Source organism: Paenibacillus xylanexedens, from assembly GCF_017874615.1.
Taxonomy (GTDB): domain Bacteria; phylum Bacillota; class Bacilli; order Paenibacillales; family Paenibacillaceae; genus Paenibacillus; species Paenibacillus xylanexedens.
In genome coordinates this window covers 54,933-69,083 of sequence record NZ_JAGIKV010000011.1, presented here as the reverse complement: position 1 = coordinate 69,083, position 14,151 = coordinate 54,933, and the positions used below count along the sequence as shown (strand labels likewise).

The following is a 14,151-nucleotide window of genomic DNA, read 5'->3' as shown; positions in this document are numbered from 1 at the left end:
TTGCAGGATCTTGATCAAACAGCAGGCTTTGATGCGGTTGCTGAAGGGAGAGTTTACGACATGGGAGTTGATAAGTTGCAGCCGTTAAGAAGCAAGTGGTTAAAAACAAAATTGATCATTAATAATGAATTAATTAAACCGTTTATCCCCGACACACAGAAATATAATAAGACGAATCTGAAATCCATGATCAGCAAATATGGAATGGTCTATGTCAAACCCGAGAGAGGTACTTTCGGGATGGGTGTTATTAAGGCCGAGATGGAAAGTCATCAACATTTTGTCTATCAGATTGAGCAAAAACGCCTGACGTTTGACAGCTTTGAATCGTTTTATAACAGTCTGACTCGTCTGGTGAATAAAAGAAGTTATCTGATTCAGAGAGGAATCCATCTGCTTAAGCACAATAACAGACGTTTTGACATCCGTGTCATGATACAGCTAAGCCCGACCAAACATTGGGAAGCTACTGGAATCATCGGCCGACTGGGTCATCCAAAGAAAATCGTAACCAATTATCATAGTGGTGGTACACCGATGGATATTCACAAGCTGCTAAAATCACATGCATCCACCAAACGCAGGAATGAACTGGTTCAAGAGATGAATGAGCTTAGCCTGCGCATAGCTCGTCATATGAAAAAAAAGTACCCGTATCTAATGCAAATCGGTGTAGATATCGGCCTTGACCACAGTCTGAAACCCTGGATTATTGAAGTGAATGTCAAACCTGACCCATATATATTCAATCAATTAAAGGACAAGACGATGTATCGCAAGGTAATACGGTATTACCGCCATGCTTTCCCCAAAAAAACAAAATAACAGACCGGACTTTTCATAGGAATGGCTGGAGAAGGTTTCAAGCTCAAGAGTCGCCAATGTGGCGACTTTTTTTGTTGATCTGCGTTTTAGGGTCGGAATAATGCATTTCATCCCCATTCGACTCCGAAACCTATGCTAAAATAGTATATTCGAGAGTGAAATTCAGAGTCGATGTCGATGAAAGGCGGATGTCCCCCCATGTTCAATATTGCAATCTGTGATGATGAGGAGCAGCAACGAGAACGTGTGAAAACGATGCTGGTCTCCTTATCTCTAAAAACCAATTTTGATTTTCAAATTAGCCTATTCACATCTGGTGAACAACTGCTCTCACACTACAGAGAGGTTGGGGATACATTCAATATTCTCATCTTGGATGTGGAGATGGGCGGAATGAACGGGATTCAGACCGCTAAAGAGATCAGGAACATGAAGTTTCTGGATGTACAGATTATGTTTCTGACCAGTTACCCGGAATATATGGTGGAGAGCTTTGATGTCATCACCTTTCAATATCTGATCAAGCCAATCCAGCCGCAAGTTTTCGAGGAAAAGATGATTAAGCTGTGTCAATATTTTCAGGCATTGGACAAAAAGTATGTACTAATCAAATCAGACTATGATGAATTGCTGCTGAAATATGATGATATTCTCTGGATTGAGGTCGTCAAAAGTTTAACGATCAAGAACAAGTTGAATTTTGTGACACAGGAAAATGTACATGAGACCAAAGGCATTTTATCCAGCTACGCTAGCGGTTTGAAAGACCATGGTTTCTTGCAGATTCATCGCTCGATTATCATCAACCTGATGCATGTTCAGAAGTTTTCCGGTACCCAGGTCGTTATGTTGAATGGAACGGAACTGCCCATAGGTCGATCCAAGGTCAAAGAAATCAAGGATGCTTACACCAAATATATGATCATGAGGATTCAATGATATGGGTACCTATATGATCTTTTCCATCATTTTTGTGACCTTACTTATGGCATTTCAGGCGAATTTTTATTTTGATTCTGTGTTGGGCAAGTCCAGACGAAAGCCGCGCAGAGCGATCTATTTCATGGTATTTCTCATGTTGGGTTATTTTTATTTGGTCTCTTCCTTCTCTGATATCATTTCTACTGCTGTTGCTCTGCTATTAATCTTCAGTCTGGCACAATCCTATGAAGTGGAGTTCAAAATCAAGCTTGTTTTTACCATCCTGTATGCGGTTCTGATTACGATGGCGAATACAATAGCCGTATATATCCTCGGAGTTTTGGAATCCACAGAATTCATTTCATGGGAACAGTTCAACGGAGAAAACCACTGGATTCTTTCCAAGGTAATGCTGGTTGGTTGCAGTATCATGTTTATTGTTATTCAAATTGTACGTTTAGTGGCTAAACGCAGAAGTTTTGCCGTGCATTATCGTTATTATTTGCTGTTTCTTATCGTACCCATTATTACGATCTATCAGATCAATGTGGCCTCCATATATAGTGAAAAAAACATATTCTACGTCTTTTCTGTACTAGGCTCGCTATTTCTCAACGTGTTCATTGTATATGTATTCGATAACATGGTGGAAAAGGTACAGCTTGCGCATGAAAATACCCAGTTACAGCGTCAGATGGACTACCAGGATGCCAACTATGAGAAAACCGTTCACAGTTTCAAAAACATTAAATCCATCATCCATGATATCAATCAGCAATTTCTGTATATTGATGAATGTATCCAGCGTAACGAACTGGCAGCGGCAGGTGACCATATCAAGTCAACATTAAATACCATTGAAGGTGCGTACCAGCGGGTGAACTCCGGTAATCTGGTCATTGATGCACTCGTTACAAATACCTTGGCTATGGGGCAGGCAAACGGGATCAAAATCGACACCAAAATCCAGCTCCACTCGCAGCATATCCAGATCGATCGGTACGATCTGTGTGTGGTGCTGGGTAACATGCTCGATAACGCAATTGAGGCCTCCAAGAAGGTTAGACAGGCTGAGGATCGATATATCCTGATTGCCATTCACTCCACATCATCTACACTGGTCATCCAGATTATGAATCATGTGGAGCAACCGATCGTTGACTTGAAAAGTGACAAGCCCAATCCGGAGTATCATGGGATCGGTCTAACCAATATATCGCGAATGTGCGAGAAATATGGTGGACATATGAGTATTGAGCATCAGCATCGGAAATTTAACAACATGGTCGTGCTTCCGTTCCACACCGACAATCCCTGAACCTGCCGTTCAGGGGTTGTTTTTTTCCATTCAGGGTCCGTTTGCGTTTGATCAGTCTCTTCCCGGATATGATGAATTCATTCATAAGAACATTTGAGGGAGGACATATGATGAAGAAACTAATTAGTTTTTTATGTACAGCGGTGCTTGTAATTACACCGCTGGCAGATGTCAGAGCAGAGGCGAATAACAGCGGTACGATTGAGGCACGGGCGGAGCAGATCGCCAAGGAGATGGTGCAAAACTACGGTGTCACCAGTGTGCAATATGCTATCATGGATGAAGGGGAATATATTTTATCAGATAGTGTCGGACTGCACGATAAGGCATCACAGAAGCCAATAGACAAGGATAGCATGTATGGCATAGGCTCGGTTAGCAAAATGGTTGTTACGGCAGCCGCCATGAAGCTGGTTGATTCCGGTAAAATAGATCTGGATGAGCCGCTTACTTCGTATATCAAGGACTTTAAAATGGCAGATGCGCGCTATACTCAAATCACACCGCGCATGTTGATGAATCATTCATCCGGTCTTTACGGTACACATTATGGAAACAGCATGTTGTTTGAAGATAATGACACCCGCAATCATGATGAGTTATTGCTCAAACTTCAGTCCGAAAAACTGAAATCCAAACCTGGTGCATACTCCGTCTACGCCAATGACGGTTTTCAATTGCTTGAAATCCTGGTTGAACGGGTGAGTGGATTAAGCTACAGCGAATATATCGCCAAGTTCATCAGCGAGCCGTTGAAGTTGGAATCAACGAAGACACCACTAGATTCCTTTGACAGAGCGCAATTATCCGAAACCTATTGGCCTACACTTGAGATGAAGATGCCTACCGAAAATGCCAACATTATCGGCACAGGCGGAGTGTACTCTACGGCAGAAGAATTGAGTCAATTCGGAGAGGTTTTAATGGGGAACAGACCGGATATTCTGTCCGAATCTGCTGTGAAGGCCATGCAATCTCATGAATATCGTAAGGGCATATGGGTATCTGATGAGCAAAATACGATCAATTATGGCTTGGGATGGGATTCGGTTGACCTTGCACCTTTCAGCGATTATGGGGTTACCGCGCTTGCCAAAGGTGGGGATACCATGTTGTACCATGCCGTGTTAATCACTATACCTGAACATGATATTTCAATGGCGGTTCTATCATCTGGCGGATCTTCCATCTACAATCAGATGTTTGCCAGCAAAGTGCTGCTGGAAGTTCTGGCGGATCAAGGCATCATTGACAAGGTTAAACCCGATCAGACCTTCTCATCACCCGACAAAGTGAAGATGCCAACAGAATTAAGCGCGTACTCCGGTCTCTATGGTACGGTAGGAGAGACATTGGATATAACGATTAAGGATGGTGAGATGCAACTGCCTGCTTTGCTGGGTGGAATTATTCCAGAGCAGAAATATGTGTACACAGGCGACGAATATTTTACAAGTGCGGATGGCAGTGTGAAAGCTAGTTTTGTGAAGGAACGTAATGACAAGGTATATGTTAAAGTTCAGGGTATGATAACGTTACCCGGCATAGGTCAAACGGTAATGAACACGTATGATTATCAAAAACTGGATCATAATGCGCTTGACGCAGCAACGAAAGAGAAATGGACAGCTCGTGACGGCTCGAAATATTACGCATTGGATGAAAAAATAACATCGATCTTTTATCTGCTTCCATCGATGCTGATCAAGAACCTGTCTGTTGATGCCAAAAATGGCTATGCTAATGGCACGCAAATCATGGATGCAAACAACGCAGAGAATATCGCCGAGATCCCTGTAATGAACGGAAGAGACGCGTTTGATCTGCAATTTTACACAAAGAATGGCGCCGAGATTCTTCTCCAGGATGGGCAGGAATACATTGCCGAGGAAGCGATTACTCCAATCTTTGGTGGAAAAAAAGGAATTACGACTATTCCGGCAAACGGTCAAGCCCGGTGGTATGCGATCGACGCTCGCTCGGGTAACAAATCCATCACGGTGGATTCTCCCAAGACCGGAGGTTATGCAGTGTATAATGATAAAGGGGAAATGGTTGACTTCTCTGTAGCAACCAATCAGGAATCGACGAAACTCCCGAAAAGTGGTTTTATCGTTTTTGGTGGGGACTCCGGTGATGTATTCCAGATCCAACTAAAGTAAAGCAGAAACTTCATTAATGAGTCACGTTCGCAACTTATCTCCGAAAAAATACAGTTATCAAGAAGTCGCCTGGTGGCGGCTTTTTTTGATATTTCCTTTGAATAATTTAACAATCCGGTAACTATTTGGACTTATCACACGTTATGTTTATGTAGTTATATCTCAGGATTTTAATAACAGGAGGATTTACCATGGTCAATATACATAAACGTCAAATGAATAAGGAATGGAAAAGAAGAGCAGGAAGACCCATCATTGCAGGCATTACTGCCGGAATGCTGATGGTTCACGGCGTTATCGGCGTGTTGCCATCGCAGGCACATGCTGAAGCATCGGATGTATCCATCCGTAACTGGTATTCGTATCAACGAATCACTGTACCTGAACTGAAACCTTCTTGGACAGCAAAAGTAGATAACTATCTGAATATGAACGAGACGTATGTTGGAGTTAATGCCATCGCAGAAGAAGGCAAAGTATTCACGTTTGCTGGATCGAAGTTGATTGCACTTGATGCGACAACAGGTAAACGGCTGTGGACTTACGCCAAAGACCTGACTCCTTATATTACCTATCAAAGCGGGATTCTCTACGGACTGACCATTGATCACAAGCCATATGCCTTGAATGCGAAGACAGGCAAAGCAATATGGCAGTCAGGTACATCCACCTGGATTGATACGTATAACCGTACGGAAGCTCTGATTCCAACGGTGGATACCCTCTACGTGATTAAGGGGAGTACAACGTTCGCACTGGATATCCAGTCAGGCAAACTGCGCTGGGAAGCAGATGAACCATTAGGTGAAGGTAATGGTACTGAGTATCTGAGAGAATCTAATGGTGTGGTGCTGAGAACCTTTTTTGTCCAAGGGGCACTTACATCCTTACAGCTTAATGCATATGACAAGAAAACGGGCAAGAAGCTATGGGGTCATTTTGGTCAGGGGGAAGCTATTCAGATTAAAGACGGTCTTGTATACTCAGCGGACTACTATTCTTCGATTTTGGAAAATGACGAGTCTTCACCAGAACGCAAATGGAAAGTTAATGCGTACAACTTGAAGACCGGTGTGTTGAAAGGAAGTCAGGAGTATAAGTGGACCATGCCGGGGGATCCACCGTATGTGAATGGGTATGGAGGGATATTTTCCAATAAAGACAAACTATACATTCTACAAGGCGATGCGATAGCGGAGTATCCGTTGACCTCAAGCAATCCGGGAACCGCGCCACTTCGAACTTTTCACCGTCCTTACGGCGAAAATATGGTATGGCTTGGCGTTACACAGGAAAGGTTGATCTTCAAAAACGGAAACACGGGAGAACTTACAGGCATCAAGCTGGCTAATGGTCAAGAGGTCCAGTGGCATGGTGATGCCCCCGTCTCTCAGATTGATGTTTACGGTAAAGGAATGTATCGAGCGCAACGTAACGGCACCCTGCTTGTCCTCAACATGATGTCGGGTCAGTCGGTCTTCCGCGTCTCCACCGGTGGAGATCTGCATAACACGACGTTAAAGACAAACGGAATGATCATCATCCAAACCGAAGGCAAACTTCTCGGCGTTAAGCTGCCAGCATCGCTGAAATAAGTGATTTAAGATGAAAAATATGTGAGAAGACTGGATTACGGCATAGCTGCCCATAATCCGGTCTTTTTTTATTTTTGCGCATAAAACACTGCAAAGTCCAAGTATTTGTACATGCAATCTGCCACGCGAAACCCCGCTTCCTCCAACCACACCAATTGATCCTCCAGCGTGGCATTGATATCCACCTTGCGTCTTTCTATTGAAGCCGAGATGGCTTCCTCAGACAAACCACTTTGATGAATCGCTTCTAACCAGCGCTGGCGGTAATACGTGTCCGTATCGGGGGTTCTTCCCTGAACTTGATCTGCGTTGATGAAGCATCCACCTGGCTCTAACAACTTGTGTACAGAGTCAAACACCTTTTTCTTGTCAGCGTGGGGCAGATGGTGAATAGACAGGGAGGAAATAATCATATCGTAGGAACTGGTGAAATCGTACTTGGAGTAATCCCCGATCACATACTGTACTTGGTTTGCATCAGCAAATCTTCGACGTGCTCCTTCGAGCATTTGATCACTAATATCGATCAGGGTTAATCGCGCGTTGGGATACTTTTGCAGGACCAATCCGGAGAGCAGTCCCGTTCCTGCACCCAGATCAAGAATACGTGGAGAATCGAGCGGGCTTTTCATTAGATCCAGAGCCATTCCATAAAAATCATCAAAACAAGGGATAAGCTGCTTTCGCTGCACATCATAATCTTGGGCTACCTTATCAAACAGCTGCTTTACTGAGAATTCCATGTGCTCATCACTCCTTGAGGTTTTCTCCATATTTTACAAACTTAAAGGCATCAAGGGAAATACTGATTATGGATAAACTCATAGGTTGGACCTATGGGTTCCGAGTCTCTGCCATGGGTAATAACCGATTTGACTTAGAGTACGCTCTAGGGTGTAGACTTTGAAGAAGAAATATTGCCAAGGAGATGAAGAGAATGACACAGGAAAATAATATTAGAACTTTACAACATAAAATAGGCTCTGGCTTCAACCATAACAGTACAGCGGAGGATGTATTGAGAGATCTGGACTTGTCAGGACAGCTTGCTATTGTAACGGGTGGATATTCCGGCCTCGGGTTGGAGACGACACGTGCGCTTGTTAATGCGGGAGCCCGTGTAGTGGTGACTGCACGTCGTCCAGCGGTTGCGAAGGAAGCACTTTCTGGTCTGGAAGGTGTTGAAATAGATGCATTGGACCTCGCTGATTTATCCAGCGTTCGTGCTTTTGCCGAGCGGTTTCTGGCGAGTGATCGGAACATTGACATGTTGATTCTTAATGCGGGCATCATGGCTTGCCCGGAAACGCGGGTTGGTCCTGGCTGGGAAGCTCAATTTGCAACAAATCATCTGGGCCACTTTACCCTGACTAATCTGTTATGGCCAGCACTCACTAGTCAGGGGGGAGCACGTGTTGTTTCCTTGGCATCAGCGGGACATCATTTCTCACCGATTCGTTGGGATGACATCCAATTTGAACATGGCTATGAAAAATTCCCTGCCTATGGACAGTCCAAAACAGCAACGATTTTATTCAGCCTTGAGCTGGATCGTCGAGGTGCAGAGCACGGAATACGGGCTTTCTCCGTTCATCCAGGCGGAATTATGACACCACTACAGCGTCATATGCCCAAAGAGGAAATGATTGCTCTGGGCTGGATTGATGAATCTGGACAAGTGGCCAATCCTGCGTTCAAAACACCTGAGCAGGGTGCAGCGACGCAAGTCTGGGCAGCAACTTCACCTCAGCTTGAGAGAAAAGGCGGTGTCTATTGTGAGGATTGTGACATTAGTGAATTGGCTCCCGAGGATGGAGGTTTCTATGGGGTCAAGAAGTATGCTATCGACCCCGAGCAAGCTATTCGTTTATGGGAGCTATCGGCCAAACTGACTCAAACAGACATAGAACTCTCATAATCATGTAGTTACTTGTCCACGAGATAACGATATTGCATGAGAAACGCCTTGCGGTGTTCATCCAGCCCAGATGCTGGTTCCGTAAGGCGTTTTTTTTGTTTATTTTTTGAAAGGAAATATTTATTTTCATGAAAAATTTTCATATATCTTTAAGTTGAAATTAATCCTACTCTCATCTATTTCATGTTTAATAGAGGATAAGCTACGATACATCATACATAAGGAGAAACGCCTATGAAATTCAAGAAAAAAATCGGTACGGTCAGGAACCGTCTGGTAGCATCATTTTTAATCGTATTGTTGCTTCCCAGTCTGGTTATCGGAGGATTCGCCTATCTTACCGCCAAACAGCAAGTAGATACACAACTAGCCAACATGGCCGACACAGACATATCACTCGTTAGCAGCATGGTCAACCAGTACATACAAGCTAAACAATCAGATGTGGGTCTCTTAGCCGAATCCATTACATCTACGAATCCTGAAGCCGCATTAAAAGCCTATACCAATAACCATTCGGAGGTCGAATCAGCTATTTTCGTTAAGAGCGACGGACAGCATGTGTATGCTTCTTCCAGTCAGAGCCAGCCAGACAACGATAAACCTCTGGAGAGCGAATTTTATACGAAGGCGATTGCTGTTCCAGGACAGGTTGTTCTGACAGAGCCGTTCACTTCGAAGCAGTCGGGTAACACGGTAATGACTTTAGCGAAAGCGTCCAGTGACAGCAAGTCAGTCGTCGCCGTAACCCTAGATTTAAGCGCTTTGCAAGAGACTGTAGGCAAGATCAAAATTGGAGATAACGGTTTTGTTATCATTTTTAGTGCGAATGGCTCCATGATTGTAAATCCGCCGTGGGGTACTGAAGGTTCTCAGGGTGAGGATGCGAAAATTGGTGATGCAGCACCGCTCAACTCTTCTTCCGATGCAGAACAAGACAACTCTCAAGGTGACGGAGGACCCGGGACAACGATGTTTGAGGGTGACTCCGGGCAAATTGAGCAAAGCTCTCCTGAAGGAGAAGGAGAGACTCGTAAGCTTGTCTATATTACCAATCAGCTTACGGGCTGGAAAATCGCAGGGGATCGCTCACCGATCGAGGTCGTGCAAGCAGCCAAACCCATCTGGAACAATACATTAATGGTCATCGCCGTGTTTGCCCTGCTAGGTATAGGCATGACGATTTTGATCGTGCGTTCGATCACCAAACCGCTCAAAACATTAAATGATGTATCCGGGGAAGTCAGTCGGGGAGATTTGAGCCGAATCGCAGCCATTCATTCCAATGACGAATTGGGCCAGTTGGGGGATGCCTTCAACCTTATGGTCGGTTCCCTGAATTCCATTGTATCCGAGGTGAAAAATTCGTCTAATCAACTGGTCGCCGCTTCGGAACAGTTATCTGCTAATGCCGGTCAAAGTGCTACGGCAACAGGGCATATTGCTGCAACGATTGAACAGATGGCGGAAGGCACTGATAGACAGGTCGTGCTGGTTGAAGAAAGTCTGCGTACTATTCATCATGTGGCTGAGCAAATCGGTCATATCGCCAATAACGCCTCAGCAACAGCTATAGCTACAGAACAGGTTGCGGAGAAATCCAAGGAAGGTGGACAGGCTATAAATGGCGCTGTGACGCAAATGGGAACCATCCACCATTCCGTCAACCGTGTGTCGGATGGCATTAACCATCTGGTTCAGACTTCGTTGGAGATCGGGCAAATCATTAAGGTGATCTCGGACATCTCCCGTCAGACCAATTTACTGGCTTTGAATGCGTCCATTGAAGCTGCACGTGCAGGTGAGCATGGTAAAGGCTTTGCTGTTGTAGCCAGAGAAGTAGGTGCACTCGCGGAGCAAGCTGCTGATTCAGCGAAGCAAGTCACCACACTAATTGGCAGCATTAACGAAGGAATCCAGCATGCGGATCAATCCATGGTTGAGGCGATTGGTGAAGTTTCCAAAGGGATGAACGTGATGAATACGGCGGGCCAGCTCTTTGACGAAATCACCTTGTCCGTGGATACGGTGAACAGCAAAGCCAACGAAGTGTCCACCATGGCCGATGATATCGTTCAAGAAACCTCCCATGTGGTGGCGAAAATCGAGGACATTTCTCATGTTTCCCGGGAAACGGCGGAAGGAGCACAGACGGTATCTGCGGCAACAGAGCAACAGCTTGCTTCCATGCAGGAGATCAGCTCATCTTCTTCTTATCTGGCCCGGATGGCATCACGTCTTCAGGAACTCACGGAAAAGTTCAAAATCTAAAGAGAATGCGATTAATTATAATGAAAACAACATAAATTCAAACAAAATCTCCTATTTAGCATATAATAAAGAAGGAGCATCTCATTTTCGCGATGGTGCAATCATTTCTTTATGAATTCAGGGAGAGAAAATCATGAATATTTTTGAGCATCAGATACCTTTGGAAAAAGTGAAATTCAATGAACCACTAAAAAATCACACGTTTATTAAAATAGGTGGCAACGCAGATATTCTCATCCATCCAACAACGATAGACGAAATCACTAAAATCGTGGAAATTGCCAACTTACATCAGTTACCTCTGACGGTCATTGGAAAAGGCTCAAACGTCATTATTAAAGACGGGGGCATCCGGGGAGTAACGATTTCTCTTAGCCACTTCGATCAAATTAAAGTGAGTGAGGACAGCATGATTGCGCAAAGCGGCGTTGATATCATTGATGTATCCAGACTTGCTTTGGAGCATAACTTGACCGGTTTGGAGTTTGCTTGTGGCATTCCCGGCAGCACGGGGGGCGCACTTTACATGAATGCCGGTGCTTATGGCGGTCAGATCGCCGACGTTGTTGAACGTGCGACTGTGATCACCAAAGACGGCGCAGTGTTGGAGATCCCGCGAGAAGAGATGAAGTTTGGTTATCGAAATAGTCTCTTCAAGATGGATCACTATATCATACTGGAGGCCGAATTCGGGCTCAAAAAAGGAAACAAGGAAGATATTGCAAGCAAAATGAAGGAATTAACGTTCCTGAGAGAATCCAAGCAGCCGCTTGAGTTCCCCTCTTGTGGAAGTGTATTTAAACGGCCCGAAGGATATTTTGCCGGTAAACTGATTCAGGATTGTAACTTGCAGGGTACTCGCATCGGAGGTGCTGAAATCTCCATGAAGCATGCAGGTTTTATCGTAAATGTGGATCACGCTACTGCCCAGGATTATATGGATCTGATCCAATTTATTCAGAAGAAAGTATATGATACGTTCCAAGTTGAATTGGAAACCGAAGTAATCTTTCTGGGAGAGTAACTTCATTGGAATCATTAGGAGGTCGCCGTTGGCGGCCTTTTTTGATTGTCCGAATTATACTGAGCAAAGAATTCATATGCTAATTATGGTAATATCAGAGTGATTGTATTTAATATTTCATCGTTATCATAAGGAGTGTACATGGAGATAATCAAGCGTAACAGGAGAATTTTGCTAATCACTGCAATGGTAATTTTACTATCGCCCCTGTCAATCTTGGCATATATGTATATGAATGAACGAGCTGGTGGGCTAGCCGATCAACGGATATCCAAGGTTTGGGGATTAAGTGAACCTATACATATTCCTATAGCGAACAGTCCTCAAGGGGCCGTTCAAGAATTTAGAGGTGAGTTTTATACCTCCCAATTCATTCATCAGGAGGCTGTGGACGGGGGCATGATTTTGTTTACACAAAAAAAGGGTCGGGAAAACAACAGTAATCTTCAGATGGAGTATACCCGCAAGAACATTTTCGGATGGAAATGGGTATGGGGTGGAGGATATTCCATTAATGAATCAGTTGAATCCAAGTTTGCGTTGAATTATATGAGCATACCTCTTAATCAACAAAGACATTGAAGAGGCAGATGGCTTTGGCTCATTATTTGTTGAATAATCTCAAATAGAACCACGCAAAAAACAGCGGCATTCGAAGACTTTAGGTACGAGTCTAAGATCGCTGCTGTTTTAAGGTTAGAGAATAAATAGTTAACTGGACTTTGGATCATCTGCGGTTCGATTGGCTTTCACATATTTGAGCTGCGCAACGATGATGACACTGATGATGACCAGCAAGAACCACGAACTGATCTTACTAAAGCTAACCAGTTGCCAAGCATCATGCTGATCAGGGTATTTCCAGGCATTGAAAAATGTAGCGATGTTCTCAGCAGTCCAGATGAAGAAACCAACAATGATAAATGCAAGCGATAAGGGCATTCGATAGGTCGTAGCTCGTACCCGGTAAATAATCCAGGTTTTCCAGAAGACAATAAATACAAGCGCCGTCAGCCACCAGCGAAAATCGGGCATAAAATGATGAGTGAAAAAGTTAATATAGATGGCTGCTCCGAGCAGCATCGAAGGTGCAAAACCAGGCCATCCGGTCATGTCCATCCGCAGTCTTCGCCACACCTGACACATAAAACTGGCTACACTTGCATACATGAATCCACTATAAAGAGGGACACCCAGGATTTTGCTGTATGCTTGCTCAGGGTATGACCATGATCCCATCCATACTTTATAGATTTCTAGCACCAGGCCAATAATGTGAAATACACAGATGACCTTGATTTCATCCTTGGTTTCCAAGCCGCTTCGATACATTAGGTACTGCACAGCAAGCAATACGAGCAGAATGGCATCATATCGATGAAGGAAAGGAATAGGAATTACGCTGGACAGGGCCAGTGTTCCAAAGATCGCTACGGGAAATATACAGCTCATGGCCTGATGATAGCCAAAATGAAGTAGTTGTATTAGAGATTTCAAGTCGAGTTAAACTCCTTTCCAAACAAGTTGGAGCAAGATTCATTTAAGATTTAAGGTTCTTCAACACGGGCGTTTTTGCCTACACTTCATAATATAGTTATCATCCATGAATAAAAAGAGAAAAAACCATGCAAATCTGTTCTTGTTTTCAAACTGGAATCATCATGAGAGGGCTCTATGTGAGGTCGACAGGGTCACTCCATGTATATTCTCTTGTGGATATGTTAAAATGAAATTCGTACAATTACATTAGACAAGGAGGCCGCTATGCAACCAATTAAACCTCAAGACATTCAGCTCCGGATCAATAATCTTGCTGATCAGGACTTATACGTACATCTAGAACTTACGTCAGGTGCTTACGCACAACACATGGACAGTACAAAACATCCAGCATCGGCATTCATTACTAATGCGGCCATACGATATACGCAGGGGTCCATTTCAGGTACAGGTCCATACCGTGTTGGTCTGAAAACAACGCAGGGATGGCTTTACGCCGAAGGACTTACACATATTGATGAGCAGGAACAAGAAAGACTGATTCTCGCCGGTCACGACAGCCAGGGTAAACTAGTTGTGGCGTTACAATTAAGCCGAGAAATGTTCTGATGAAAGCG

The 14,151-nt window shown here is 44.1% G+C and carries 12 protein-coding genes; 10 read left to right on the top strand and 2 right to left on the bottom strand.

Annotation, left to right across the window (positions count from 1 at the left end; genetic code table 11):
• Positions 1 to 60: 60 nt before the first annotated feature.
• The 5 genes from J2Z28_RS15920 to J2Z28_RS15900 all read left to right on the top strand — a co-directional run bounded on the left by J2Z28_RS15920 (position 61) and on the right by J2Z28_RS15900 (position 6,821).
• Positions 61 to 825: a YheC/YheD family protein gene (locus tag J2Z28_RS15920; protein WP_244988334.1), complete on the top strand. Its 765-nt coding sequence runs from the start codon at positions 61 to 63 to the stop codon at positions 823 to 825.
• Positions 826 to 1,023: 198 nt separating this feature from the next.
• The gene (locus J2Z28_RS15915) at positions 1,024 to 1,764 is read left to right on the top strand and encodes a LytR/AlgR family response regulator transcription factor (RefSeq protein WP_211083213.1); all 741 of its coding nucleotides are present in this window, start codon (positions 1,024 to 1,026) and stop codon (positions 1,762 to 1,764) included.
• A 1-nt stretch (position 1,765) separates the two neighbouring features.
• Positions 1,766 to 3,064, top strand: coding sequence for a GHKL domain-containing protein (locus J2Z28_RS15910; RefSeq protein ID WP_036670839.1), 1,299 nt, complete (start codon positions 1,766 to 1,768; stop codon positions 3,062 to 3,064).
• Positions 3,065 to 3,174: 110 nt separating this feature from the next.
• A complete protein-coding gene (locus J2Z28_RS15905; RefSeq protein WP_211083301.1) occupies positions 3,175 to 5,226 on the top strand; it encodes a serine hydrolase domain-containing protein in 2,052 nt (683 codons plus the stop codon).
• Positions 5,227 to 5,417: 191 nt separating this feature from the next.
• Positions 5,418 to 6,821, top strand: a complete 1,404-nt coding sequence (locus J2Z28_RS15900) for an outer membrane protein assembly factor BamB family protein (protein WP_211083212.1) — start codon at positions 5,418 to 5,420, stop codon at positions 6,819 to 6,821.
• A 68-nt stretch (positions 6,822 to 6,889) separates the two neighbouring features.
• Here J2Z28_RS15900 and J2Z28_RS15895 read toward each other — a convergent pair whose 3' ends face one another.
• Complete coding sequence (locus J2Z28_RS15895; protein WP_074094996.1) at positions 6,890 to 7,564, bottom strand: class I SAM-dependent methyltransferase; 675 nt, start codon at positions 7,562 to 7,564, stop codon at positions 6,890 to 6,892.
• A gap of 194 nt (positions 7,565 to 7,758) precedes the next feature.
• Here J2Z28_RS15895 and J2Z28_RS15890 point away from each other — a divergent pair, with 194 nt between their 5' ends.
• From J2Z28_RS15890 to J2Z28_RS15875, 4 genes are all read left to right on the top strand, one after another.
• Entirely contained in the window at positions 7,759 to 8,739 is a 981-nt protein-coding gene (locus J2Z28_RS15890; protein ID WP_211083211.1) for an SDR family NAD(P)-dependent oxidoreductase, read from the top strand.
• A gap of 234 nt (positions 8,740 to 8,973) precedes the next feature.
• Positions 8,974 to 11,010 carry a methyl-accepting chemotaxis protein gene (locus J2Z28_RS15885; RefSeq protein WP_211083210.1) on the top strand — a complete coding sequence of 679 codons (2,037 nt, stop codon included), beginning with the start codon at positions 8,974 to 8,976 and terminating at the stop codon, positions 11,008 to 11,010.
• A 115-nt stretch (positions 11,011 to 11,125) separates the two neighbouring features.
• On the top strand, positions 11,126 to 12,034 hold the full coding sequence (murB, locus tag J2Z28_RS15880) for a UDP-N-acetylmuramate dehydrogenase (RefSeq protein ID WP_415841472.1): 909 nt from the start codon (positions 11,126 to 11,128) through the stop codon (positions 12,032 to 12,034).
• A 141-nt stretch (positions 12,035 to 12,175) separates the two neighbouring features.
• Entirely contained in the window at positions 12,176 to 12,616 is a 441-nt protein-coding gene (locus tag J2Z28_RS15875; protein ID WP_211083208.1) for a hypothetical protein, read from the top strand.
• Between the two features lie 129 nt (positions 12,617 to 12,745).
• Here J2Z28_RS15875 and J2Z28_RS15870 read toward each other — a convergent pair whose 3' ends face one another.
• Positions 12,746 to 13,531 (bottom strand): DUF817 domain-containing protein, encoded by a 786-nt coding sequence (locus J2Z28_RS15870; RefSeq protein WP_211083207.1) that lies wholly within the window; start codon positions 13,529 to 13,531, stop codon positions 12,746 to 12,748.
• 267 nt (positions 13,532 to 13,798) lie between these two features.
• Between J2Z28_RS15870 and J2Z28_RS15865 the strand changes: the two genes are divergently transcribed.
• Positions 13,799 to 14,143: a YojF family protein gene (locus J2Z28_RS15865; RefSeq protein ID WP_017688572.1), complete on the top strand. Its 345-nt coding sequence runs from the start codon at positions 13,799 to 13,801 to the stop codon at positions 14,141 to 14,143.
• Positions 14,144 to 14,151: the final 8 nt, after the last annotated feature.

What these genes read in the sequence shown, in the direction of transcription:
- J2Z28_RS15890 (WP_211083211.1), top strand. Translation starts at nt 7,759, where the DNA reads ATGACACAGGAAAATAATATTAGAACTTTACAACATAAAATAGGCTCT.
- J2Z28_RS15895 (WP_074094996.1), bottom strand. Translation starts at nt 7,564, where the DNA reads ATGGAATTCTCAGTAAAGCAGCTGTTTGATAAGGTAGCCCAAGATTAT.
- J2Z28_RS15885 (WP_211083210.1), top strand. Translation starts at nt 8,974, where the DNA reads ATGAAATTCAAGAAAAAAATCGGTACGGTCAGGAACCGTCTGGTAGCA.
- J2Z28_RS15905 (WP_211083301.1), top strand. Translation starts at nt 3,175, where the DNA reads ATGAAGAAACTAATTAGTTTTTTATGTACAGCGGTGCTTGTAATTACA.
- J2Z28_RS15900 (WP_211083212.1), top strand. Translation starts at nt 5,418, where the DNA reads ATGGTCAATATACATAAACGTCAAATGAATAAGGAATGGAAAAGAAGA.
- J2Z28_RS15920 (WP_244988334.1), top strand. Translation starts at nt 61, where the DNA reads ATGGGAGTTGATAAGTTGCAGCCGTTAAGAAGCAAGTGGTTAAAAACA.
- J2Z28_RS15915 (WP_211083213.1), top strand. Translation starts at nt 1,024, where the DNA reads ATGTTCAATATTGCAATCTGTGATGATGAGGAGCAGCAACGAGAACGT.
- J2Z28_RS15865 (WP_017688572.1), top strand. Translation starts at nt 13,799, where the DNA reads ATGCAACCAATTAAACCTCAAGACATTCAGCTCCGGATCAATAATCTT.
- J2Z28_RS15910 (WP_036670839.1), top strand. Translation starts at nt 1,766, where the DNA reads ATGGGTACCTATATGATCTTTTCCATCATTTTTGTGACCTTACTTATG.
- J2Z28_RS15875 (WP_211083208.1), top strand. Translation starts at nt 12,176, where the DNA reads ATGGAGATAATCAAGCGTAACAGGAGAATTTTGCTAATCACTGCAATG.